Annotated in this window: 14 protein-coding genes; 8 read left to right on the top strand and 6 right to left on the bottom strand. The window is 58.3% G+C overall.

Translation table 11 applies throughout. From position 1 onward, the window contains the following. Window positions 1-166: 166 nt before the first annotated feature. The 3 genes from O3S85_RS16870 to O3S85_RS16860 form a co-directional block, all read right to left on the bottom strand. The gene (locus O3S85_RS16870; protein ID WP_269541974.1) at window positions 167-2,083 is read right to left on the bottom strand and encodes an amidophosphoribosyltransferase; all 1,917 of its coding nucleotides are present in this window, start codon (window positions 2,081-2,083) and stop codon (window positions 167-169) included. A 163-nt stretch (window positions 2,084-2,246) separates the two neighbouring features. Next, window positions 2,247-2,543 (bottom strand): hypothetical protein, encoded by a 297-nt coding sequence (locus O3S85_RS16865; protein WP_269541973.1) that lies wholly within the window; start codon window positions 2,541-2,543, stop codon window positions 2,247-2,249. 233 nt (window positions 2,544-2,776) lie between these two features. Next, on the bottom strand, window positions 2,777-3,322 hold the full coding sequence (locus tag O3S85_RS16860; protein WP_269541970.1) for a hypothetical protein: 546 nt from the start codon (window positions 3,320-3,322) through the stop codon (window positions 2,777-2,779). Window positions 3,323-3,436: 114 nt separating this feature from the next. Between O3S85_RS16860 and glgB the strand changes: the two genes are divergently transcribed. Continuing rightward, complete coding sequence (glgB, locus tag O3S85_RS16855; RefSeq protein WP_269541969.1) at window positions 3,437-5,650, top strand: 1,4-alpha-glucan branching protein GlgB; 2,214 nt, start codon at window positions 3,437-3,439, stop codon at window positions 5,648-5,650. After that, complete coding sequence (locus O3S85_RS16850; RefSeq protein ID WP_269541968.1) at window positions 5,647-6,393, top strand: hypothetical protein; 747 nt, start codon at window positions 5,647-5,649, stop codon at window positions 6,391-6,393. The genes glgB and O3S85_RS16850 overlap by 4 nt, the downstream gene beginning before the upstream one ends. Window positions 6,394-6,621: 228 nt before the next feature. On the opposite strand, the gene O3S85_RS16845 is transcribed toward O3S85_RS16850, so the two are convergent. After that, complete coding sequence (locus O3S85_RS16845; RefSeq protein ID WP_269541967.1) at window positions 6,622-7,191, bottom strand: PEP-CTERM sorting domain-containing protein; 570 nt, start codon at window positions 7,189-7,191, stop codon at window positions 6,622-6,624. A 177-nt stretch (window positions 7,192-7,368) separates the two neighbouring features. Further along, window positions 7,369-8,382 (bottom strand): DUF6625 family protein, encoded by a 1,014-nt coding sequence (locus O3S85_RS16840; protein ID WP_269541966.1) that lies wholly within the window; start codon window positions 8,380-8,382, stop codon window positions 7,369-7,371. A 181-nt stretch (window positions 8,383-8,563) separates the two neighbouring features. Here O3S85_RS16840 and O3S85_RS16835 point away from each other — a divergent pair, with 181 nt between their 5' ends. From O3S85_RS16835 to O3S85_RS16815, 5 genes are all read left to right on the top strand, one after another. Then, window positions 8,564-9,412: a hypothetical protein gene (locus O3S85_RS16835; protein WP_269541965.1), complete on the top strand. Its 849-nt coding sequence runs from the start codon at window positions 8,564-8,566 to the stop codon at window positions 9,410-9,412. Between the two features lie 7 nt (window positions 9,413-9,419). Further along, a complete protein-coding gene (locus O3S85_RS16830) occupies window positions 9,420-10,598 on the top strand; it encodes a hypothetical protein (RefSeq protein WP_269541964.1) in 1,179 nt (392 codons plus the stop codon). 165 nt (window positions 10,599-10,763) lie between these two features. Continuing rightward, window positions 10,764-12,008, top strand: coding sequence for a beta-ketoacyl-[acyl-carrier-protein] synthase family protein (locus O3S85_RS16825; protein ID WP_269541962.1), 1,245 nt, complete (start codon window positions 10,764-10,766; stop codon window positions 12,006-12,008). A gap of 30 nt (window positions 12,009-12,038) precedes the next feature. Continuing rightward, the gene (locus tag O3S85_RS16820; RefSeq protein WP_269541961.1) at window positions 12,039-12,299 is read left to right on the top strand and encodes an acyl carrier protein; all 261 of its coding nucleotides are present in this window, start codon (window positions 12,039-12,041) and stop codon (window positions 12,297-12,299) included. A gap of 41 nt (window positions 12,300-12,340) precedes the next feature. Then, a complete protein-coding gene (locus O3S85_RS16815; RefSeq protein ID WP_269541960.1) occupies window positions 12,341-13,822 on the top strand; it encodes a phytoene desaturase family protein in 1,482 nt (493 codons plus the stop codon). Here O3S85_RS16815 and O3S85_RS16810 read toward each other — a convergent pair. Continuing rightward, window positions 13,819-14,301 carry a hypothetical protein gene (locus O3S85_RS16810; protein WP_269541959.1) on the bottom strand — a complete coding sequence of 161 codons (483 nt, stop codon included), beginning with the start codon at window positions 14,299-14,301 and terminating at the stop codon, window positions 13,819-13,821. The genes O3S85_RS16815 and O3S85_RS16810 overlap by 4 nt on opposite strands. Window positions 14,302-14,558: 257 nt before the next feature. Between O3S85_RS16810 and smc the strand changes: the two genes are divergently transcribed. Continuing rightward, the gene (gene smc / locus O3S85_RS16805; protein ID WP_269541958.1) at window positions 14,559-18,308 is read left to right on the top strand and encodes a chromosome segregation protein SMC; all 3,750 of its coding nucleotides are present in this window, start codon (window positions 14,559-14,561) and stop codon (window positions 18,306-18,308) included. Window positions 18,309-18,342 lie beyond the last annotated feature (34 nt).

Here is an 18,342-nt window from a genome sequence, read left to right as displayed (position 1 = left end):
AGCGGAGGCGGATCGCGAATTTCCACATTCGCTTATACACCATCTGAAATTTACGCTCTGGAGTGGCCTTCGATTCGCATGGCTGGATGACGAAACTATTTTAATAGATGGTTTATAAGCGAATGTGGAAATTCGCGATCCGCCATCCGACGTCATCCCTCGCTGGCTAGTAGCTACGCCCTTCCCGCTTTTCGAAGTAGTTGATGAACGCGCGGTTAAGCACGCCATAACCGCCAGGAGTCGGGTAATTGCCGGTGAAATACCAGTCGCCGTGGTTGTTCGGGCAGCTCGCGTGGAGGTTCTCAATGGTCTGGTAAATCACCTTCACTTCGCCGTTCCAGTCGCCATTAGGCGGGGAGACCAACTCGGCGATCTTGGCGGAAATTTGCTCGGGCGTGAAGTGGTCGTAGAGGCGCTTCACGTGGTTGACCATTTGCTCGACGGGCTTGTCGGCCTGGGCGCGGCAGTCGCGGTAAACTTCGTTAATCAACTCCGTCGCGCCAGACTCCTTGAGCAGCGCGATGGTGGCCTGGAAGGCGATAAACTTGCCCATCTCGGACATGTCGATGCCGTAGCAGTCCGGGTAGCGAATCTGCGGTGCCGTGGAGGCAATGACAATCGACTTCGGCTCGGTGCGCGAAAGGATGCGCAGGATGGAGCGCTTGAGCGTGGTGCCGCGAACGATGGAGTCATCAATGCAGACCAAGTGGTCGACGCCGCTTTCGATCTGCCCGTAGGTGATGTCGTAAACGTGCGAGGCCAGCTGGATGCGGTTGGACTCCTGGCTGATGAATGTGCGGATCTTGATGTCCTTATGGGCGATTTTTTCGCCACGCGGCCAGTTGCCCATGATGAGCTCGTCCAGCAGGGCTTCGTTGAACTCACCCTTGGCGTGAGCGGCGAGGAGCTGCCTTTTCACCTGCTCGCGACGCTGCACACGGAGCTCGTCCATGAGGCCATAGTAGGCCGTCTCGGCGGTGTTCGGGATGAAGCTAAACACGCTGTGCCCGAAGTCGCCGTCGATGGCGTCAATGATCTGGCCAGCCAACGCACCACCCAGGGCCTTGCGCTCGCGGTAGATTTCCGGGTCGTTACCACGGGAGAAATAGATGCGCTCAAAGGAGCACGGAGCCGGATCGGGCGCGGGTTCACGGACCTGGCCGATGTGGAGCGAGCCGTTGGCCTTGACCACGACTGCGCTGCCGGGCGCGATCTCCTTCACATCTCCCTCATGCTGGTCAAAGATCGTCATCAGCGCCACGCGCTCGGAGGCGAAGGCGACGACGTCTTCGTTGGCAAAATAGTAAGCCGGGCGGATGCCCAGCGGGTCACGGGTGACAAAGCAGTCGCCGTTGCCGACGAGGCCTGCCAGCGTGTAACCGCCGTCCCAGTCGTGCGAGGCGTCGGCGAGGATATTGACCAGGTCCATGCGCTCGCTGATGATACCCGCAATCTGATCGCTGGGCACACCACTGTCGCGCAACTCGTGGTAAAGGCGCTGGTGCTCTTCGTCGAGATGATAGCCGATCTCTTCGAGGACGGTTTGGGTATCGGTGTTGAAGATCGGATGCGCGCCGCGGGCGATCAGCTTCGCATTGAGGTCTTCAACGTTGGTCATGTTGAAGTTACCTGCGAGCATGAGGTTGCGCGTCGGCCAGGGGCTACGGCGGAAGTATGGCTGGCAGACGCTCTTGTCGTAGCCGCCGGAGGTGCCGTAGCGCAGGTGGCCCATCAGGACCTCTCCGCCGAAGGGAAAGTTCTTCTTAAAGGTCTCGGGGAATTCCGGGAAGATCGTGCTGTTGAGCTGCTTATTGTAGCCCTTCATGATCTTCTTCACCACGTTGGCGATTGGGTTGCGGCCGTTGTCGCGCTCGCGCTCCATGAACTGCTCACCGGGGGGCATGTTCAGCTTCACGCAGCCGATGCCGGCGCCGTCCTGCCCTCGGTTGTGTTGCTTTTCCATCAGCAAAAATAGCTTCTGGAAACCGTAAAGAAGGTCGTCGTATTGGTCGCGATAATAACTCAACGGCTTGAGCAGCCGAACGATCGCAATGCCGCACTCATGCTTAATTTGGTCGCTCATCAGGGAAAGCCTCTGGTAGTAAAGGCCGCAAATCGCAGAAAGCCAGCACGAATTCACGCGCATGTAACAACGTAACGAAACTCGTTTGATCGCCCCGCGCTGGAGCCAGCTTACCGCCTTGGATTCGGGTTTTCAACGGTGGGAAATGGACAGTGAAATTTCTCTATCGGCGGTTATTGCGCTGCTTTAAGTAAAGCGGCAGCAAGGTCTGCTCGATATAGGCGAACGCGGCCTGCAGGCCCTCGTTACGGTAAATGTCGCCAATGCCAGCCTCGACCTTGGTGGGCTCGCCCACGCAACCCAGGAAGTCGTTGGCAGTCATGCGGATAAATTCCTCGGAGCGGTCGGCGGGTTTAATGTCCTCGCGGGCGAGAATCCACTCCCGCGCATAAAGCGCGAGCACGGCGTCTCCCACCCAGGCGCGAGCGCGGAGGTCGGCAATGTCGTCGTTTGGCGGCATAATGGCCGGGATTTAACAAGAAGATCGGGAAGAACGGGAAGCCAAAACCGACGTATTTTTTTTGAACAGAAGAGAGCAAAGCTAGCAAGACGGTGGATTTCACGCAAAGACCCAGAGACCCAAAGTATATAAACAAAAAAATCTTTGGGTCTCTGGGTCTTTGCGTGAGTTTAAAATGTTTGCCCTACGCTTTGCTTTCTTTGCTGCCTTCTGTTAAAAGTACGTCCCTACCCTCAGTCATTCGATCCGGAGTCGGCAAACGTAAGGGAGGGAAAGACCTCTTTCTGCATATCCAGGTCATCGCCGACGACGTCCGTCACCGAGATCACGTAAAGGTAATCGCCGACCAGAAAAAAGCGCGCCTCACCGTCGTAGCCGGGCTTGCCGTCCATGGGCGGGGTTTGAAACATCAGCTTCATACCGGTTTGTCCGCCGTTGGTGACGCTCTCCCACGAAAGCTGTTTGCCAAAGGCGCCGGCGAGAAATTTTCCCTTGGCGTTGCCGAAGATGGTGTCCTTGCCAGCAAAGAAGAGCGCGGCACCGGGCAGGTCGGAGCAGTCGACAGTCACGTTGCCGTCTTCGGGCACATTGACCTTGTAAATTTTGCTGGTGACGTCGCCCACGATCGAGCTGTCGCTCTTGGTGGTGACGGTAGGCTTGCCCGGCATTTTAATGGTGAGTTTGCCATCGTTGACGGACACCGTTTGCCAGTCGCGATCGACGGCGTGAGCGGCAGAAACAAGGAACAGGCAGGCTATGGCGGTGGCAAAGAACTTCATAAGACAGACTATAATCACGAATTACCAAATGATCAATCGTAAAGCCCGCATTGACATGGTATTGTGCATGAATGAAACTTTACATTAACGCCAACCCCACTAAGGATTAATTCCGTGATCATATCCCAGGCCGAACTCGATTCCGTCATTACCGCCCGGCACGATGCGCCCCACGACGTCTTGGGCCTGCACGTCGTTAAGCAAGGCGGCAAGAAAACGCTAATCGCCCGCACCTTTCAGCCCGAGGCTGTCACCTGCGACATCGTCGATGTGCAGACCGATGAACGCTTCCGCCTGAAAAAGCTCTGCCGCGACGGCCTCTTCGAGGGCATAATCGATGGGCGCACCGAGTCCTTCGACTACCGCATCCGCATGGAAAACGCCAATGGCGAGATTTTCCAAATCTGGGACCCCTACTGCTTCCTGCCCACCCTCAGCGAGGACGACGCCTTTCTCTTCGGCCAGGGCAACCATCACCACATTTATCAAAAGCTTGGCTCCCACATTAAACACTACGACGGCGTGCAGGGCACTTCGTTTGCCGTGTGGGCACCCAGCGCCAAGCGCGTCTCCGTAGTCGGCGAGTTTAACCACTGGGACGGCCGACGCCACCCGATGCGACGCCTCGGCAGCTCCGGCGTGTGGGAGCTCTTCCTGCCCGGCATCGGTGTAGGCACGAAATACAAATACGAACTCATCGGTGCCGACGGCAGCCACCGCCTCAAGAGCGACCCCTACGGCGAATATTTTGAATCTCCTCCGCACAACGCCTCCATCGTGTGGGACGTCAACGACTTCGAGTGGAAAGACAACGAGTGGATGAACCAGCGCGCCGGTCGCGACTGGAAGACGCAGCCAATCTCCGTGTATGAAGTCCACCTGGGCTCATGGCGACGCGTGCCGGAGGACGGCAACCGCCCGCTCAACTACCGTGAAATGGCGGCCGATCTGACCCGCTATGTGCTCGAAATGGGCTTCACCCACGTCGAGTTCATGCCGCTGGCCGAGCACCCCTTCGACGGTTCCTGGGGCTACCAGGTAACGGGCTTTTTTGCGCCGACCCACCGTTTTGGTGCGCCGCAGGACTTCATGTATCTCGTCGATTACCTGCACCGCCACGGCATCGGCGTGCTCATCGACTGGGTCCCCGCGCACTTCCCCAAAGACGCCTTTGCCCTGGCGCAGTTTGACGGCACCTGCCTTTACGAACACGAGGACCCGCGCCTCGGCGAGCACATGGACTGGGGCACGCTCATTTTTAACTACAGCCGCCACGAAGTGCGCAACTTCCTGATTGGCAGCGCCTTGGCGTGGTGTGAGCGTTTTCACATCGACGGCCTGCGCGTGGACGCCGTCGCCTCCATGCTTTACCTGGACTACTCCCGCGAGGAGGGCGAATGGATTCCCAACGAATACGGTGGTAACGAAAACATCGGTGCCATCGAATTTCTGCGGCAGGTCAATGACCTCGTCCACCAATACCACCCGGGCGTGCTGATGATCGCCGAAGAATCGACCTCCTTTGGCGGCGTGACTAAGCCCACCAAGGACGGCGGTCTCGGCTTCGACCTCAAGTGGAACATGGGCTGGATGCACGACACCCTCCAATACCTTTCCCACGAGCCCATCCACCGCAAATACCACCATGGCGAGCTGACCTTCGGCATGCTCTACCAGTATTCCGAGCAGTTCATCACGGTGTTCAGCCACGATGAGGTCGTCCACGGCAAGGGCTCCATGATCATCAAGATGGGTGCCGGGTTCGAGATGGCCAAGAAGGCCGCCGACCTGCGCTGCCTTTACACCTGGATGTGGCTCTGGCCCGGCAAAAAGTGCCTCTTCATGGGCTGTGAGTTTGGGCAATCCAGCGAGTGGAAATACGACGGCCAGCTCCAGTGGGAGCTCCTGCAATACATGGACCACGAGGGCGTTAAGCTGCTCGTGCGCGACCTCAACGCGCTCTACCACAAGTATCCCAGCCTCGCCGCGCATGACCTCGACCCCGCTGGCTTTGAGTGGGTCAATGGCGACGGCTACTGGGAAGAGTCCCTCTCGATTTTTCTCCGACGCAGCGGCAAGGCGCAGGATACGTTTGTCGTCATCGCAAACTTCACGCCCGTGCACCGTGATCGCTTCCGCTTCGGCGTCCCCTTCGACGGCCACTGGAAGGAAGTTATCAACAGCAATGCAGACGTTTACGGCGGCGAAGGCTCCGGCAACGGCGGCGGCGTCAACTCCACCCCCGGCGAATACGACGGCCAGGAACACAGCATCGAAGTCGTCCTCCCCGGCCACTCGGTGCTCGTGTTCAAATACGAGGGGAAGTGAGCTCGGCGCAGAAGCTTGCCTGCTGGGCGTTCTTTTGGCTGATATCGGCGACGCTCGCCCATGCCTGGGTGGATTTCCGCGAATGGACTGACCAGCAAGGACGGACCATGCAAGCGCGCTACGTCGAAATGCGCGGTGAAAACGTCTATTTAAAACGCGATGATGGCCGCTACTTCGAATTCCCCCTCGCGGACCTGTCCTCGACCGATCAAATTTACGTCCAAGAACAGCTCAAGGCGGCGAATCCGCAACCCGATGCTAACCAGTGGGCGGAGTTTCGCTACACGAATAAGACAGACACCGGAATCGCAACGCACATCGTTGGTCGCTATCGAGAAGAGGGCAAATATCTCGAGATAGAAATCTCCCGCATGAGCGTTAACATCCCCAAAGGCCTTGTCGACAGCCACCAAGTTAACATGGGCCGCTGCTACCCCATAGTCATCCAGCCGGATAATCGCGATGGACGCGATTGGTGGCGCGGTCGCTCCATCGAAACGCGAGATAGCGACGGCAGCTTGGCATTTGAAGCCGCTGAGTTGATAGATAAGCGTTACTACCAACTGACAACCCCGTCAGACATCCAATCGTTTAAAATCTACGTCTCTCCCTGGGCGCGCAAACCACAAGAGGACAAACTTCTGCTCTGCATGTACGTAAATCCGCACTACGCCCAAGACCGCCACATCCAATACTACTTTCCACTCACCGAAATCGAATTCGCTCCTGAAGTGGCTGAGTAGAAATACGCCCAATCGAACTCAAATAACATGCCCGGCGTTTGGGCAATCACCGCCAAATGATTGGCTAAACAACAGCGTCATGTTTGGGCCGCACATCTGCTGTAATTGAGTCAAGATATCCCCTAGCGTGGACTTCACCACCAGGGCTGCGCGGATGAAAAACATAACCCGGTGTTGTCGAAACACCGGGTTATGCTTTTCCGAAAAAGATGGAGGTCGCTTTTCGGCTTACGCGCGCTTGCGGCGACGGGCAACCATGGCAACAGCCAGCACGCCGAGTCCAAGAATGCCGGCGTAGGTGGCGGGCTCGGGGACCAGCGCGGACGCATACCCCTGGAACACGCCATCAGTCGCATTCGGAGAGGTGCCATTGGTGCCGAGGTAAATGCCGGTTACGCCGTCGATAAACATCGAGTTAGTCAGCCCATGCGGTACATTAAACGTGACTTCGCCACTGCCGGATGCCGCTTCGCCGTCCTGAATGTAATTGACGAAGCGCAATTGCAAAGGCTTGTCATAGACAGCGGAAGGAAAGCCAACGTAAGACGTATTGACGCCATTGGTGTTGCCGATGCGCGCATCACCGGTGATGTCGATGTAAGATGCCTGAACCGGGCCTGTGATATCGATAAAGATGATATAGCCCTCGTTCTCGGGTTGCCCGGCGGGGGCCACCGTCGTGCCCGATAATTCGTAAGCGAGCGTCGTCGGCCCAGTTACGTCAAATTGAATCGAGAGGGATGCTTGCGCAGTAGTGATCGTCGCAGCAGTTAACAAAACCGGTAGTAGCTTTATCATGTGCACCAATAAATATCATTCGTTAAAATACTGGCAAGCCGTTTGTTATGCGATTTGCAGAGATTTCTCGACCAACTCCTAAATTTCTTCCTGCTGCGATATGCTTGCCCACAATTGGCCGCTTACCGACATCGATTCACTCTCGCACAATCAAGATTTCGAATGCCCAAACAATGCCTAAAATTTGGGCATACCCTTCATGCCGATCATTCGCTTAAATTTGGCATGCAGGCTCGGCGGCATCACCCTCTCCAGCACACTGACCACATACCAGGGGAGCGTGAAGGCCAACGTCACGAAAAAGGACTTTAAAAAGCGGACGTAAGCGCCCACACCCCTCAGCGCAAAGCAACCATTGCGATCAATAATTAGCCGTCGGACTTCGTTTGGAAGTGGGGAAAATTGAAAATACTCATGCCGCTTGCTGTGGATAAAGTGGAAGTAGGCAATTTCCTTGAACGAGAAAACATCCACCAGACGACCCTGAGACCAGGAGATGAGAAAACGCGGCCTGCCGGACCACCAGATCATCGCATCTTCGCGGATAATGTCCCGCTCATAGAAGCGCAGATTCTGCCTGGCGTGCTCCGCTTTGACGTGGTCGGAAAAGTCTCCCTCGTCAAACTTCCGGTAGTCCGGGAGCAGGAATTTCTGTTTGTAAATTGTGCACTCGCGAAAGAGCCGGTTGAACCGCGTTTCATTGCGCAGGATGGTGCAGTGCCCGGCCACCAAATGGGTGCACGCGGTCAGGACGTCGTGGCGATTCAGGATATTCGGCGTAAAGAAATCGCCGAGATTGCCCAGAATGATGTCCAAATCCGTGTATCCCCAAAACTCGTAATCGCGCAGGTGCTCGGCGAATATTTCGCCATAGGCCGGCTTGATATCGCAGAGCTTGTAGGCCGAAGATAACGTAAATTCCGGCAGAATGCGCTCTTGGATCAACCGCTCCACTTCATTCTGATCAATGCTGCTTACGATGACATTCGCTGGCAACTCCCGGTCGATTGGGCAGTCGGTAAATATCCGCCAGTGGAATTGCGGATTCTGCTGACAGGAGAGCAGAAAATAGTCAATCCAGCGCGGCCATTGGCCAAAGAAGACGATCACGAAGCACACCCGGGCCTCACCGGGCTGAACACGCGGCTCAGGTGCGGTGCTGGTCAACGTAGCGCAGCGGGAGTCATCCATCAGCGTGCCACCCTAGCCGAAAGCAGCAATCCGTTACAAGCTGGCTTTTACCCAATTTTTAGTGCGGCCGCTTGTATCGTATTTTCTTCATGGCGGCCAAATACGAAAAAACTGTTAAAAGCCCCAGGGCGAACCTAGATACGCTTGCCGCATATTTCTAAATAAATATATGTAGAAACCAATGTTACTACTACGGAAGGCAATGCTACTGCCAGTGCTCGGCATGTGTGCGTTGGGGGAATCGTCGGCAGCGGCCATTGATATTTCCCTGTCGGGTAACGAAGTTACCGTAACCCTGGAGAACCAATCTGATTACTACTACGGCCTCCAGTTCAGCGAGGCACTCGGCGAGTTTGAGACGATCGACATGGCACTGGGCAGCCCAGCACCGGTCTTCGTCATGGACCGCGCGGGCGTCGACGCTGACTGGTTTTTCCGTGGCCTGCCCATCAGCATCTTTGCCCCGCAAGACACCGATGGCGACGGCATGGACGACGTTTACGAGTTGCTCCGCCCCTACCTGAACCCGCTCGACCCCGCCGACGCCCTGGAGGAAAGCCCGCTCTTTGCCGGCATGACCAATCTCGAGGCCTACATCCTACTTTACGGCCTGGACGACGATTTGATCCCGCAGTTTTACTCGCGCGAAGTCAGCCTGATGAATTTCGGCGCGCCCTACTCGGCCTACTACTCACTGTCGCGGGAGTATTCGCTGTTTAACTTTGGCGCGGGCGACCTATCCGTCTTCAGTCGCGAGCAATCTATTTTTAACGGCGGCCAGCCCGCCATCGCCGGATACCCGCAGGTCTATTCGCGCGAAGTGAGCCTGTTTAACGTCAACGAACCGCCTTTTACCACGGAAGCGCTCAGCCACGAGGTATCGATTTTCAATGGCGAACGCCCGGCCATCCTCGGCTACCCGCAAGTCATTTCGCGCGAGGTCAGCATCTATAACGCCGGTGCGCCGTTCTACTCCGTCGAGACCGTCTCGCACGAGGTATCCATTTACAACGACATCCCGGAATCCTAAACCAACCATGAAAGCAACGCTAAGCACTGCTCTACTCTTCACCTGTCTGGCCGGTAGCGCCCAGGCAATCACCGTGCCATCCGACGGCACGGACGGCGCACTCACGCCCACGTCCGACATCGTGATCGACCTCTCCCTGGCCACCAACGCCACCTGGGACACCCCCAACTCCGGCAACGCGGGCAACGGCGTTTACGACTCCGAGCAATGGGCCGTCGTCTTTAAATACACCTCGGTCGACATCCCCGAGGATGTGACCGTGAGCTTCGCCAACCACCCGACCAAGGCACCCGTCGTCTGGCTCGTCGAAGGCGATGTCACCATCAGCGGCACGCTCGACCTGACCGGTGATGACGGCACCACCGACTCCATTGGCCGGCTAACGCCTACCAAGGCGGGCCCCGGCGGTTTCCGCGGCGGTGCCTTCGGCCCCGAGGGCAACGGCTTTGGCTACGGCCCCGGTGGCGCTGGCACTGCCAGCAAGGGCACCTACGGCCAGACTTACGGCAACCCGCAGATCATCCCGCTCATCGGCGGCTCCGGCGGCGGCATGGACGGATTTTATAACTTAACCGGCGGCGGAGGCGGCGGTGCCATCTTGATCGCCACCCCGGGCACAATCACCATTGATGGCCTGATCAATGCCGACGGTGGCGGCTCTCCAAGCGATGGCAGCAGACGCAACAACGGCAGTGGCGGCGCGATTCGCCTGATTGCCGACGAGGTAGCCGGCATTGGCAGCCTCAGCGCGGTCTCTCCGGGCAACTCCGATGGCTACGGCCGCCTTCGCATCGAGGCCAACACCTTGGACACCGGCATCCAGCTCGCGCCGGATACTGTCGCGATTGCCCCGCTGGAGTTTCCCATCATCTGGCCCGCCAGTGACGCCCCCAAGGTCATCGTGACGAGCATCGACGGTGCCGCCGCGCCCAGCGACCCGGAGTCCCCCCTGCAAGCGAGCGCCGACGTGAGCATCGAGAACAACGGCCCAGTCCAGGTGGCGCTGCAAACGGTGGATTTCCCCATTTCCGGCGTCGTGCAAGTCCGTGTGGTACACAAATACGGTGCCGCCAGCTGGGTCGACGCCACTTATGTCTCGGGCGATTTCTCCAGCGCGGTGTGGGTGGCCAATATCACCTTCAGCCCCGGCTTTAGCGCCGTGCAGGCCCGCGCCACCGTGCCTTGATTGCGGCACGAGCACCTTTTTCCCCAAGCGCTGCCAGACCCATCCTGGCAGCGTTTTTTGATCAAATTAGCCACGTTTGCACGCCCTCGACCGACGTAGAGGGCCATTTTTTTCTTTCCGCGGCTCGACTAAGCCGTAAGCCTAGATTGTTTTTCTGAAGCACCCATGGAACGCGACCCCACCCAGCGCATCGTCATCACCGGACTCGGCCTCACCTCGCCGAATGGCAACAGCCTGTCCGAATACCGCGCCAACCTGCTCGCCGGCAAGGCCCGTGTGCAGCGCATCCCTATGCGCTACATGGGCGAGGTTAACGCCGGCGTCTGCGACTACGACCCGCAGAAATACCAAAAGCGCAAGGAAGTCCGCAACGGCACTCGCGCCGGCTCCATCGCCATTTACTGTTCGCGCGAAGCGGTGGCAGACTCCGGCCTCGACTGGGACGACGTCGACAAGGCCCGCGTCGGCGTTTACATCGGCACCACTGAGCACGGTAACGTCGAGACCGAAAACGAGGTCTATAATATTTCGCAGTTCGACTACGACACCAAGTACTGGACGCATCACCACAACCCGCGCACCGTGGCCAACAACCCGGCGGGCGAGGTAACCATGAACATGGGCATCCACGGACCGCACTACACCATTGGCGCGGCTTGCGCGGCGGGCAACGCCGGCCTCATCCAGGGCGCGCAGATGCTCATGCTGGGCGAGGTCGACCTCGCACTGGCGGGCGGCGTCAGCGAGTCCATCCACACATTTGGCATTTTCGCAGGCTTCAAGAGCCAGGGCGCACTTGGCGAACACGAGGACCCCAACATGGCCTCCCGCCCGTTTGACAAATCCCGCAACGGTATCGTCGTCTCCGAAGGCGGCGCGGTGTATGTCCTTGAGCGCCTGAGTGATGCGCAAGCCCGCGGCGCGAATATCATTTGCGAAATCGTCGGCTGGCACATTAATTCCGATGCGACGGACGCCGTGTTGCCCAATCCCGAGCGTCAGGCCCAGTGCATGCGCGCCGCGATCAAACGCGCTGGCATCACCCCGCAGGACATCGATATCGTCAGCACGCACGCCACCGCCACACCGCTCGGCGACATCCAGGAGATCAAGGCCGTGCGCGAGGTATTTGCCGACTGCCCAACGACTTACGTAAACAACACGAAGAGCTTTATCGGGCACGCTATGGGTGCCGCCGGAGCGCTTGAACTGGCAGGCAATTTGCCCAGCTTCAACGACAACCAAGTCCATCCCACGATTAACGTAACCGATCTGGACCCGGAGTGTGCGATGGACAACCTCGTCCTCAACGAGCCAAAATCCGTTGAAAAGGTTGACACAATCCTGAACAACTCTTTCGGTATGCTCGGAATTAATTCTGCCTTGATTGTAAAGCGGTTCGTTGACTGATCCGCTACCATATATTAGTTTATCCATCCAATGACCAAAGACGACGTAAAGCAGATTGTGCTGGACATTATCGCCGAGATTGCGCCCGACGAGGACCTCAGCGACATCAAGCCCGAGGTACGCCTCCGCGACCAGCTCGATCTGGACTCCATGGATTTCCTCGATATCGTGATGGAGCTGCGCAAGCAGCATGGCATCGAAGTGCCGGAAGACGACTATCCCGAGCTGGCCTCGCTCGAGAGTTGCGGAAACTACCTTTTGCCCAAGTTTGAGGCCAAAGCCAGCGCCTAAACGCCGGCTATTCACCGCCCTGCCCGGGCAACCCCGCTTCTATGAATAGTGAGCTAAGTGGCGCGCACTACGATTGCCTCGTGATCGGTGCCGGTATGTCCGGCCTCGCTGCCGCCATACGGCTCGCCATGTTCGACAAGCGCGTCCTCATCGTGGAGCGCCATAATGCGCCGGGCGGCCTGAACTCATTTTACAGCATTGCTGGGCGCAAGTATGACGTGGGCCTCCACGCCATGACCAACTACGCCCCACCCGGGGCCAAGCGCCTGCCGTTGGTCAAAATCCTCCGCCAGCTGCGCCTCGATCGCGACCAGCTGGACCTCTCCGAGCAAAACGGCAGCCGCATCGTCATCCCCGGCTACTCGCTAAAGTTCAGCAACGACTTTGCCCTGTTCGAGAGCGAAGTCGCCCAAATTTTCCCGGAGCAGATCGACGGATTCCGCCGCCTGGTCGAACACCTGAAGGCCTTTAATGAAACCGCGCTCGACATCGAGGAGCAGTCCGCCGTCGCCGTATTACGGGAGTTCATCACGGACGACTCATTGGTCAACATGCTGATGATCCCCGTCTGCTACTACGGCAGTGCGCGGGAGAACGACCTCGATTTCTCGCAGTTCGTCATTCTGTTCAAGGCACTGTTCCTGGAGGGCTTTGCCCGACCGTTCGACGGCGTTCGCGTCATCATCCGCGCCCTCCTGGCCAAATACCGCGAGCTCGGCGGCGAACGCAAAATGAAGTGCGGCGTCCGCGAGATCATTACCGAAAACGGCCACGCCAGCCGCGTCATCCTCGACGACGGATCAGAGATCACCGCCGATAAAATCATCTCCTCCATCGGCTACGCCGAGACACTGCGCCTGTGCAGCGACCAGCCTGGCGACGCCGGGCGCGACAACACCGGTGCCCTCTCGTTCGTGGAGACGATTACCGTGCTCAAAAAGCAGCCGCACTCCCTCGGTTGGAACGACACCATCATCTTTTTCAACAACAGCGAGCACTTCGACTACCGCCGCCCCAAGGACCTCGTCGACGCCCGGAGCGGGGTCATTTGCTTCCCGAACAACTACCGCTACAGCGATGACCGCCAGCTCGAAGAGGGCTTTCTACGCGTCACCGCCCTGGCCAATTACGACCGCTGGGTCAGCCTCAACGACGAGGAATACGTGGACGCCAAAGATCAGTGGTATGAAACGCTGCAACGCCGCGCACTCGACTTTTTGCCGATGCCCCGCGTCCGCGACAAAGAGCACACCACGCCCCCCATGGTCGCCCACAAGGCCCAGGCCCGCCTCGTGCTCAACGAATACACCGTCGCCAAAGACATGTTTACCCCGCTGACGATTACGAAGTTCACCGGTCACCTGAGCGGCGCGGTGTACGGTGCCCCCAACAAGGTAAAAACCGGCCGCACCCACCTGGACAACCTCTTCCTCTGCGGCACCGACCAAGGCTTCTTGGGCATCACCGGTGCCATGCTCAGCGGTATCAGCATGGCGAATTTGCACGTGCTGGGAGCGGGTTAATCGCCCCCTTCAGCAATTTGGCGCGCTTCCTCTAGCTCGCTCTCCAGCCGAGAAATAATCTGCCGGTAGCCTTTACGCTCCTCATGCACTAGAGCCGATATTGGGTAAAAGATTAACGCCCCAATACCACCGCCAAGCAGGATGCCGCGAAGCAGGTTGGCATGCATCGTAGATCGCAGTTTCTCGAATTCATAAGCCCAGACATACGGTCCTATCAGCTCAAGCTCAGACTCTGTAAGTTCCTCAACATTAACCTCTGGTGGCACGTGACGATTCTCAAATGGCAGCAGCTTAATCCCCATATAAGCTAATGCGCCAAACATCAAAATCCCCGTAAAACCGGCGAACCACCATACCCAGTTTCTTCCGAGATACTTCTCGAACCACTTCTCACCGAACTTCGGTTTCAGCATCCAGCAAGCATAGCGCTCTTGCCAGGTAATCTTTTTGCACGGATTGATACCACTTTCGGCTTTCATGCCTTAATTCTGCTTCACATCAGAAGCAAAGTGAAGAGAAACCGACCGACTTACCCCCATTTTATTCCCCGGGCGTTGTTAATAAATAAACGTTGCCGCTCGGAACACGCAGTCTAATTTCGGCAGGCTTAAAAGTCGCTCCAAGCCACTCGGCGACAACCATTCGAAACCTTCGAACCTTCCAACATCCAAACCTTCGAACTTTTCGAACATCCAAACCTTCGAACTTTCCGAACCTTTCGAACGTTCCCACGCCTATGTTCCTCAAAGAAATCGTCATCAATGGATTTAAGAGCTTCGCTGACCGGACCGTCGTCCGGCTCGATCCAGGCGTGACGTGTATTGTAGGCCCCAATGGCTGCGGCAAAAGCAACATCGTCGATGCGTGCCGCTGGGTGCTGGGGGAACAAAGCGCCAAGGCCCTGCGCGGCTCGAAGATGCACGACGTCATCTTTCAGGGCACGGACAAGCGCAAGCCCCTGCCCTCCTGTGAAGTTTCGCTGACTTTTACCGACTGCGAGTCCGAGCTGGGCACGAATTTTAACGAGGTCGAAATCACCCGTAAGGTCGACCGTGATGGCGGCTCGGACTATTTTCTCAACGGCAAACGCTGCCGCCTGAAGGACATCCACAACCTGTTCATGGACACCGGCGTCGGCCGCGCGAGTTACTCCTTCATGATGCAGGGGCAAATCGACCAGATTCTGTCGTCCAACCCGCAGGAGCGCCGCACAATTTTCGAAGAAGCCGCCGGCATCACCAAATACAAAGCCGACCGTAAGGAAGCCCTCAACAAGCTGGCCCTCGTTGACCAGAATTTGGCCCGCGTCACCGACGTCATTGACGAGGTGAGCCGCAAGATCGGCTCACTGAAGCGCCAGGCGTCCAAGGCACTCCGCTACCAGCGCTTCAAGCACCGCCTGACCCACCTCGACCTCGCCTACAACGCCCACTTCTACGCTAAGCGCGGCGCGATTATTGCCGAGCTGTCGGAGAAAGCCAGCGGCCTCCGCGTGATCGTCGAGCAGGCCGATGAAAAGCTCAAGATGGAGGAAGGCTCACTGGAGCGCCGCCGCGGCGAACGCAAGGAGCTGACCACCACCCTGCAGGAGGCGCAACAGACCGTATTTGACCTCCGCAGCGAGAAGGAAAACGCCGAGTCCCAGGCCGAGTTTGCCACCATCCGCGAACGCGACGTCGCCGAACGCATCGAGAACCTGAAGGAGGAAGTCACCGGCCTCGAACGCCAGATCGAAGAGCTCGGTGCCAAGGCCCAAACCGCCGCCGAGAGCAAGGCCGAGGCCCAGGCATTGGTGGATTCCTCTGACGAAATTTTCCGCGGCAAAAACCAGGAATTCGAACGCATCCTGACGGAGCTCAACGGCCACGAGCGCACGCTCAGCCAGGCCAAGCAACAGCTGCTTGTCCGCGAAGGTGCCATCACCCGACTGCGCCAGCAGACGACCACGCTCGAAGTCGACCTCAAGAGTTTTCAGGTCAAGCACGCCGGCCTCGGCGACACCCTCCACGAGCTGAAGGACCAGAAGCAGGTGCTCGAACAGCGCGCGGAAGACATCGCCTCCGCCCAGGCCCGTCGCGAGCAGGAAGCAGCCGAAGCCGCAGAAGGCGTTGAGGCCGCCCGCGCCGAGACCCAGCGTCTGCGTGAGGAGTTCCGCAACCTGCAAAAAGACATTTCCGACTGCGACCGCGAGGTTGCCCGCGGCCAGGCCCAGCTCTCCACGCTGGAGGCGCTGCAACAGCGCTTCGAGGGCTTCTCCGCTGGTGCGAAAGCCATCCTGCAAGGCCAGCTCGGCGAGCTCGCGCCGAAGGATAAATTCCGCCCGCTGTCCGCCGTGGTGGAAGCCGATGACGCTTACACAACCGCGCTCGAAACGCTGCTCTCCAGCTCCGCCGAATCGATTTATTTAGACAACTACGACCTCGCCCTGCCGATCCTCCGCAAGCTCGAAGACGAACGCGTGGGCCGCGCGGTGTTACAGGTCGGCATCCGCACCGACATCTACGAAAACGAGTCGCTGCCCAGCTGGATCATTCCGGCAGAGAAAGTCATCAAGCCGAAGAAAGCGGAGTTTAAAGACCTCGTGCACGACTTTTTCCAGGGCTGTTTCTTCGTCGATACGCTCGACGATTTCCTCGAATACTGGAAGACCAACCCGGGCTTTAACTTCCTGTTTGTCGCGACGAAGAATAACGAACTCGTCGACCACCGAGGCCTCGTTTACGGCGGCTACAACAAGAAGGGCAAGGACGACAGTTTCCTCAAGCGCGAGCAGAATATCCGCAAGTTTAAGGCGCAGATCGAGATCGACAACGAGAAGCTCACGCAGCTCAACGAGCGCGCCCTGCAGCTCAATGCCGACATGGAAACGGCGGAGACCACCGTCGAAGAAAAGCGCGCGCGGCAGAACGAAATTGCCAGCGAACTCTCCAGCCTCAAGGCCGACGCCCGCTCCGTGCAGGCTAACCTGCAAGAGACTTCACAGAACGTCACCCGCCAGGAGCGCCAGCTCGCCGACCTCGAAGAAAGCCGCCTGACCGCTGAAGACCGCCTCAACAAAGCGCGCGAGGAAATGGCCGGTGCCGAGCAAGCCATTGAGGAAGGTAAGGCCGAGATTTCCCAGGCCGAGGAGTCCATCAAGCGCCTCATGAACGAGCGCGACGCCCACAAGGACGGCTTGGCCGAAGTCCGCCTCGACCTTGCCGAGAAGAAGCAGCGCCTCGAACTTTATGAGCAGGGCCTGCGCGATGCCGAGGCACAGCGCAACGAGATCAACACCCGCATCCTCCGCCGCCGGCAAGAGATCGACAACCTCACCGAGCAGCTCGCCTCGCTCAAGGCCGACATCATGGAAAACCGTGAGCGCGCCGCCGAGCTGGACAAAACGCTCGAATCGACCTCGACCAATTTAAACGGCCTGCGCCAGAAATCCGGTGAGCTGGAGCGCCAGATTGCCGAGCTGGAAAACCACTTGGGCCAGGCCCGCTCCCAGCAGCGCGAGCAGGAAACCCAGCTCAACCAATATGATGTGAAGCTCGCTGAAGAGCGTTCGCAGTCCAGCTTTTTGTCAGACAAGATCATGGCGGAATACGACCGCGAGATCGACGACATCGATTGGAAGCAGGAGCTCTGGAAGGCCGATGAGGAATTTGAGACCAAGGTCCAGCTCGACGAGCTCGATGAGGACGACGACGGCGAGCTGCGCCCCAAGGTGAAGAACGACCGCGGCGACCCGACCGAAGAAGACCTCGCCGCGATGGACGAGACCGACTGGCCCGAGCTCGACAAGGAGATTAAATACCTGCGCAGCCGTATCAACAGCCTCGGTGCCGTCAACCTCGTGGCCATCGAGGAATACGCCGACGAGCGCGAGCGCTACGACTTCCTCAAGACGCAAAGCGACGACCTCTGGAACTCCAAGGATGAGCTGCTGAAGGCCATCGACGAGATCAACGAAACCTCGCAAAAGCTCTTCCAGGACACCTTCGAGCAGATCCGCAAAAACTTCATTTTCACGTTCACGAAGCTCTTCAATGGCGGCCAGGCGGACCTCGCCCTCGTCGAGGCCGAGGACGTGCTCGACTCCGGCATCGAGATCACCGCGCGCCCTCCGGGCACCAAGCTGCGCAGCCTTTCGCTGCTCTCCGGTGGCCAGCGCACGATGACCGCCGTGGGCCTCCTGTTCGCGATCTACATGGTCAAGCCCAGCCCCTTCGCCGTGCTGGACGAGCTGGACGCGCCGCTGGACGACGTGAACATCGGCCGCTTCACCAGCATGGTGCAGGAGTTCGTGAAGTATTCGCAGTTCCTCATCGTCACGCACAACAAGCGCACCGTCTCCACAGCCAACGCGATCTACGGCGTCACGATGCAAGAGCGCGGCGTCACGAAGCTCGTCTCCATGCGCTTCAACAAGAAGGGCGGCGACCTCGTCACCGAAGACGACGACACCCCGATCGAGCTCGAGTCCGCCGGCGTGGTGGGCTAAGCCAAGGGAACGCCTCAGCAAGACCAGACTGGCA

This window comes from Cerasicoccus sp. TK19100, assembly GCF_027257155.1.
GTDB lineage: Bacteria > Verrucomicrobiota > Verrucomicrobiia > Opitutales > Cerasicoccaceae > Cerasicoccus > Cerasicoccus fimbriatus.
The sequence above is the reverse complement of the archived record's forward strand: the minus strand, read 5'-3'. Positions and strand labels throughout refer to the sequence as shown.

Excerpts from the sequence above, each read along its gene's own strand:
- O3S85_RS16870 (WP_269541974.1), bottom strand. The coding sequence starts at position 2,083 with ATGAGCGACCAAATTAAGCATGAGTGCGGCATTGCGATCGTTCGGCTG.
- O3S85_RS16865 (WP_269541973.1), bottom strand. The coding sequence starts at position 2,543 with ATGCCGCCAAACGACGACATTGCCGACCTCCGCGCTCGCGCCTGGGTG.
- O3S85_RS16860 (WP_269541970.1), bottom strand. The coding sequence starts at position 3,322 with ATGAAGTTCTTTGCCACCGCCATAGCCTGCCTGTTCCTTGTTTCTGCC.
- O3S85_RS16845 (WP_269541967.1), bottom strand. The coding sequence starts at position 7,191 with ATGATAAAGCTACTACCGGTTTTGTTAACTGCTGCGACGATCACTACT.
- O3S85_RS16840 (WP_269541966.1), bottom strand. The coding sequence starts at position 8,382 with ATGGATGACTCCCGCTGCGCTACGTTGACCAGCACCGCACCTGAGCCG.
- O3S85_RS16835 (WP_269541965.1), top strand. The coding sequence starts at position 8,564 with ATGTTACTACTACGGAAGGCAATGCTACTGCCAGTGCTCGGCATGTGT.
- O3S85_RS16830 (WP_269541964.1), top strand. The coding sequence starts at position 9,420 with ATGAAAGCAACGCTAAGCACTGCTCTACTCTTCACCTGTCTGGCCGGT.
- O3S85_RS16825 (WP_269541962.1), top strand. The coding sequence starts at position 10,764 with ATGGAACGCGACCCCACCCAGCGCATCGTCATCACCGGACTCGGCCTC.
- O3S85_RS16820 (WP_269541961.1), top strand. The coding sequence starts at position 12,039 with ATGACCAAAGACGACGTAAAGCAGATTGTGCTGGACATTATCGCCGAG.
- O3S85_RS16815 (WP_269541960.1), top strand. The coding sequence starts at position 12,341 with ATGAATAGTGAGCTAAGTGGCGCGCACTACGATTGCCTCGTGATCGGT.
- O3S85_RS16810 (WP_269541959.1), bottom strand. The coding sequence starts at position 14,301 with ATGAAAGCCGAAAGTGGTATCAATCCGTGCAAAAAGATTACCTGGCAA.
- smc (WP_269541958.1), top strand. The coding sequence starts at position 14,559 with ATGTTCCTCAAAGAAATCGTCATCAATGGATTTAAGAGCTTCGCTGAC.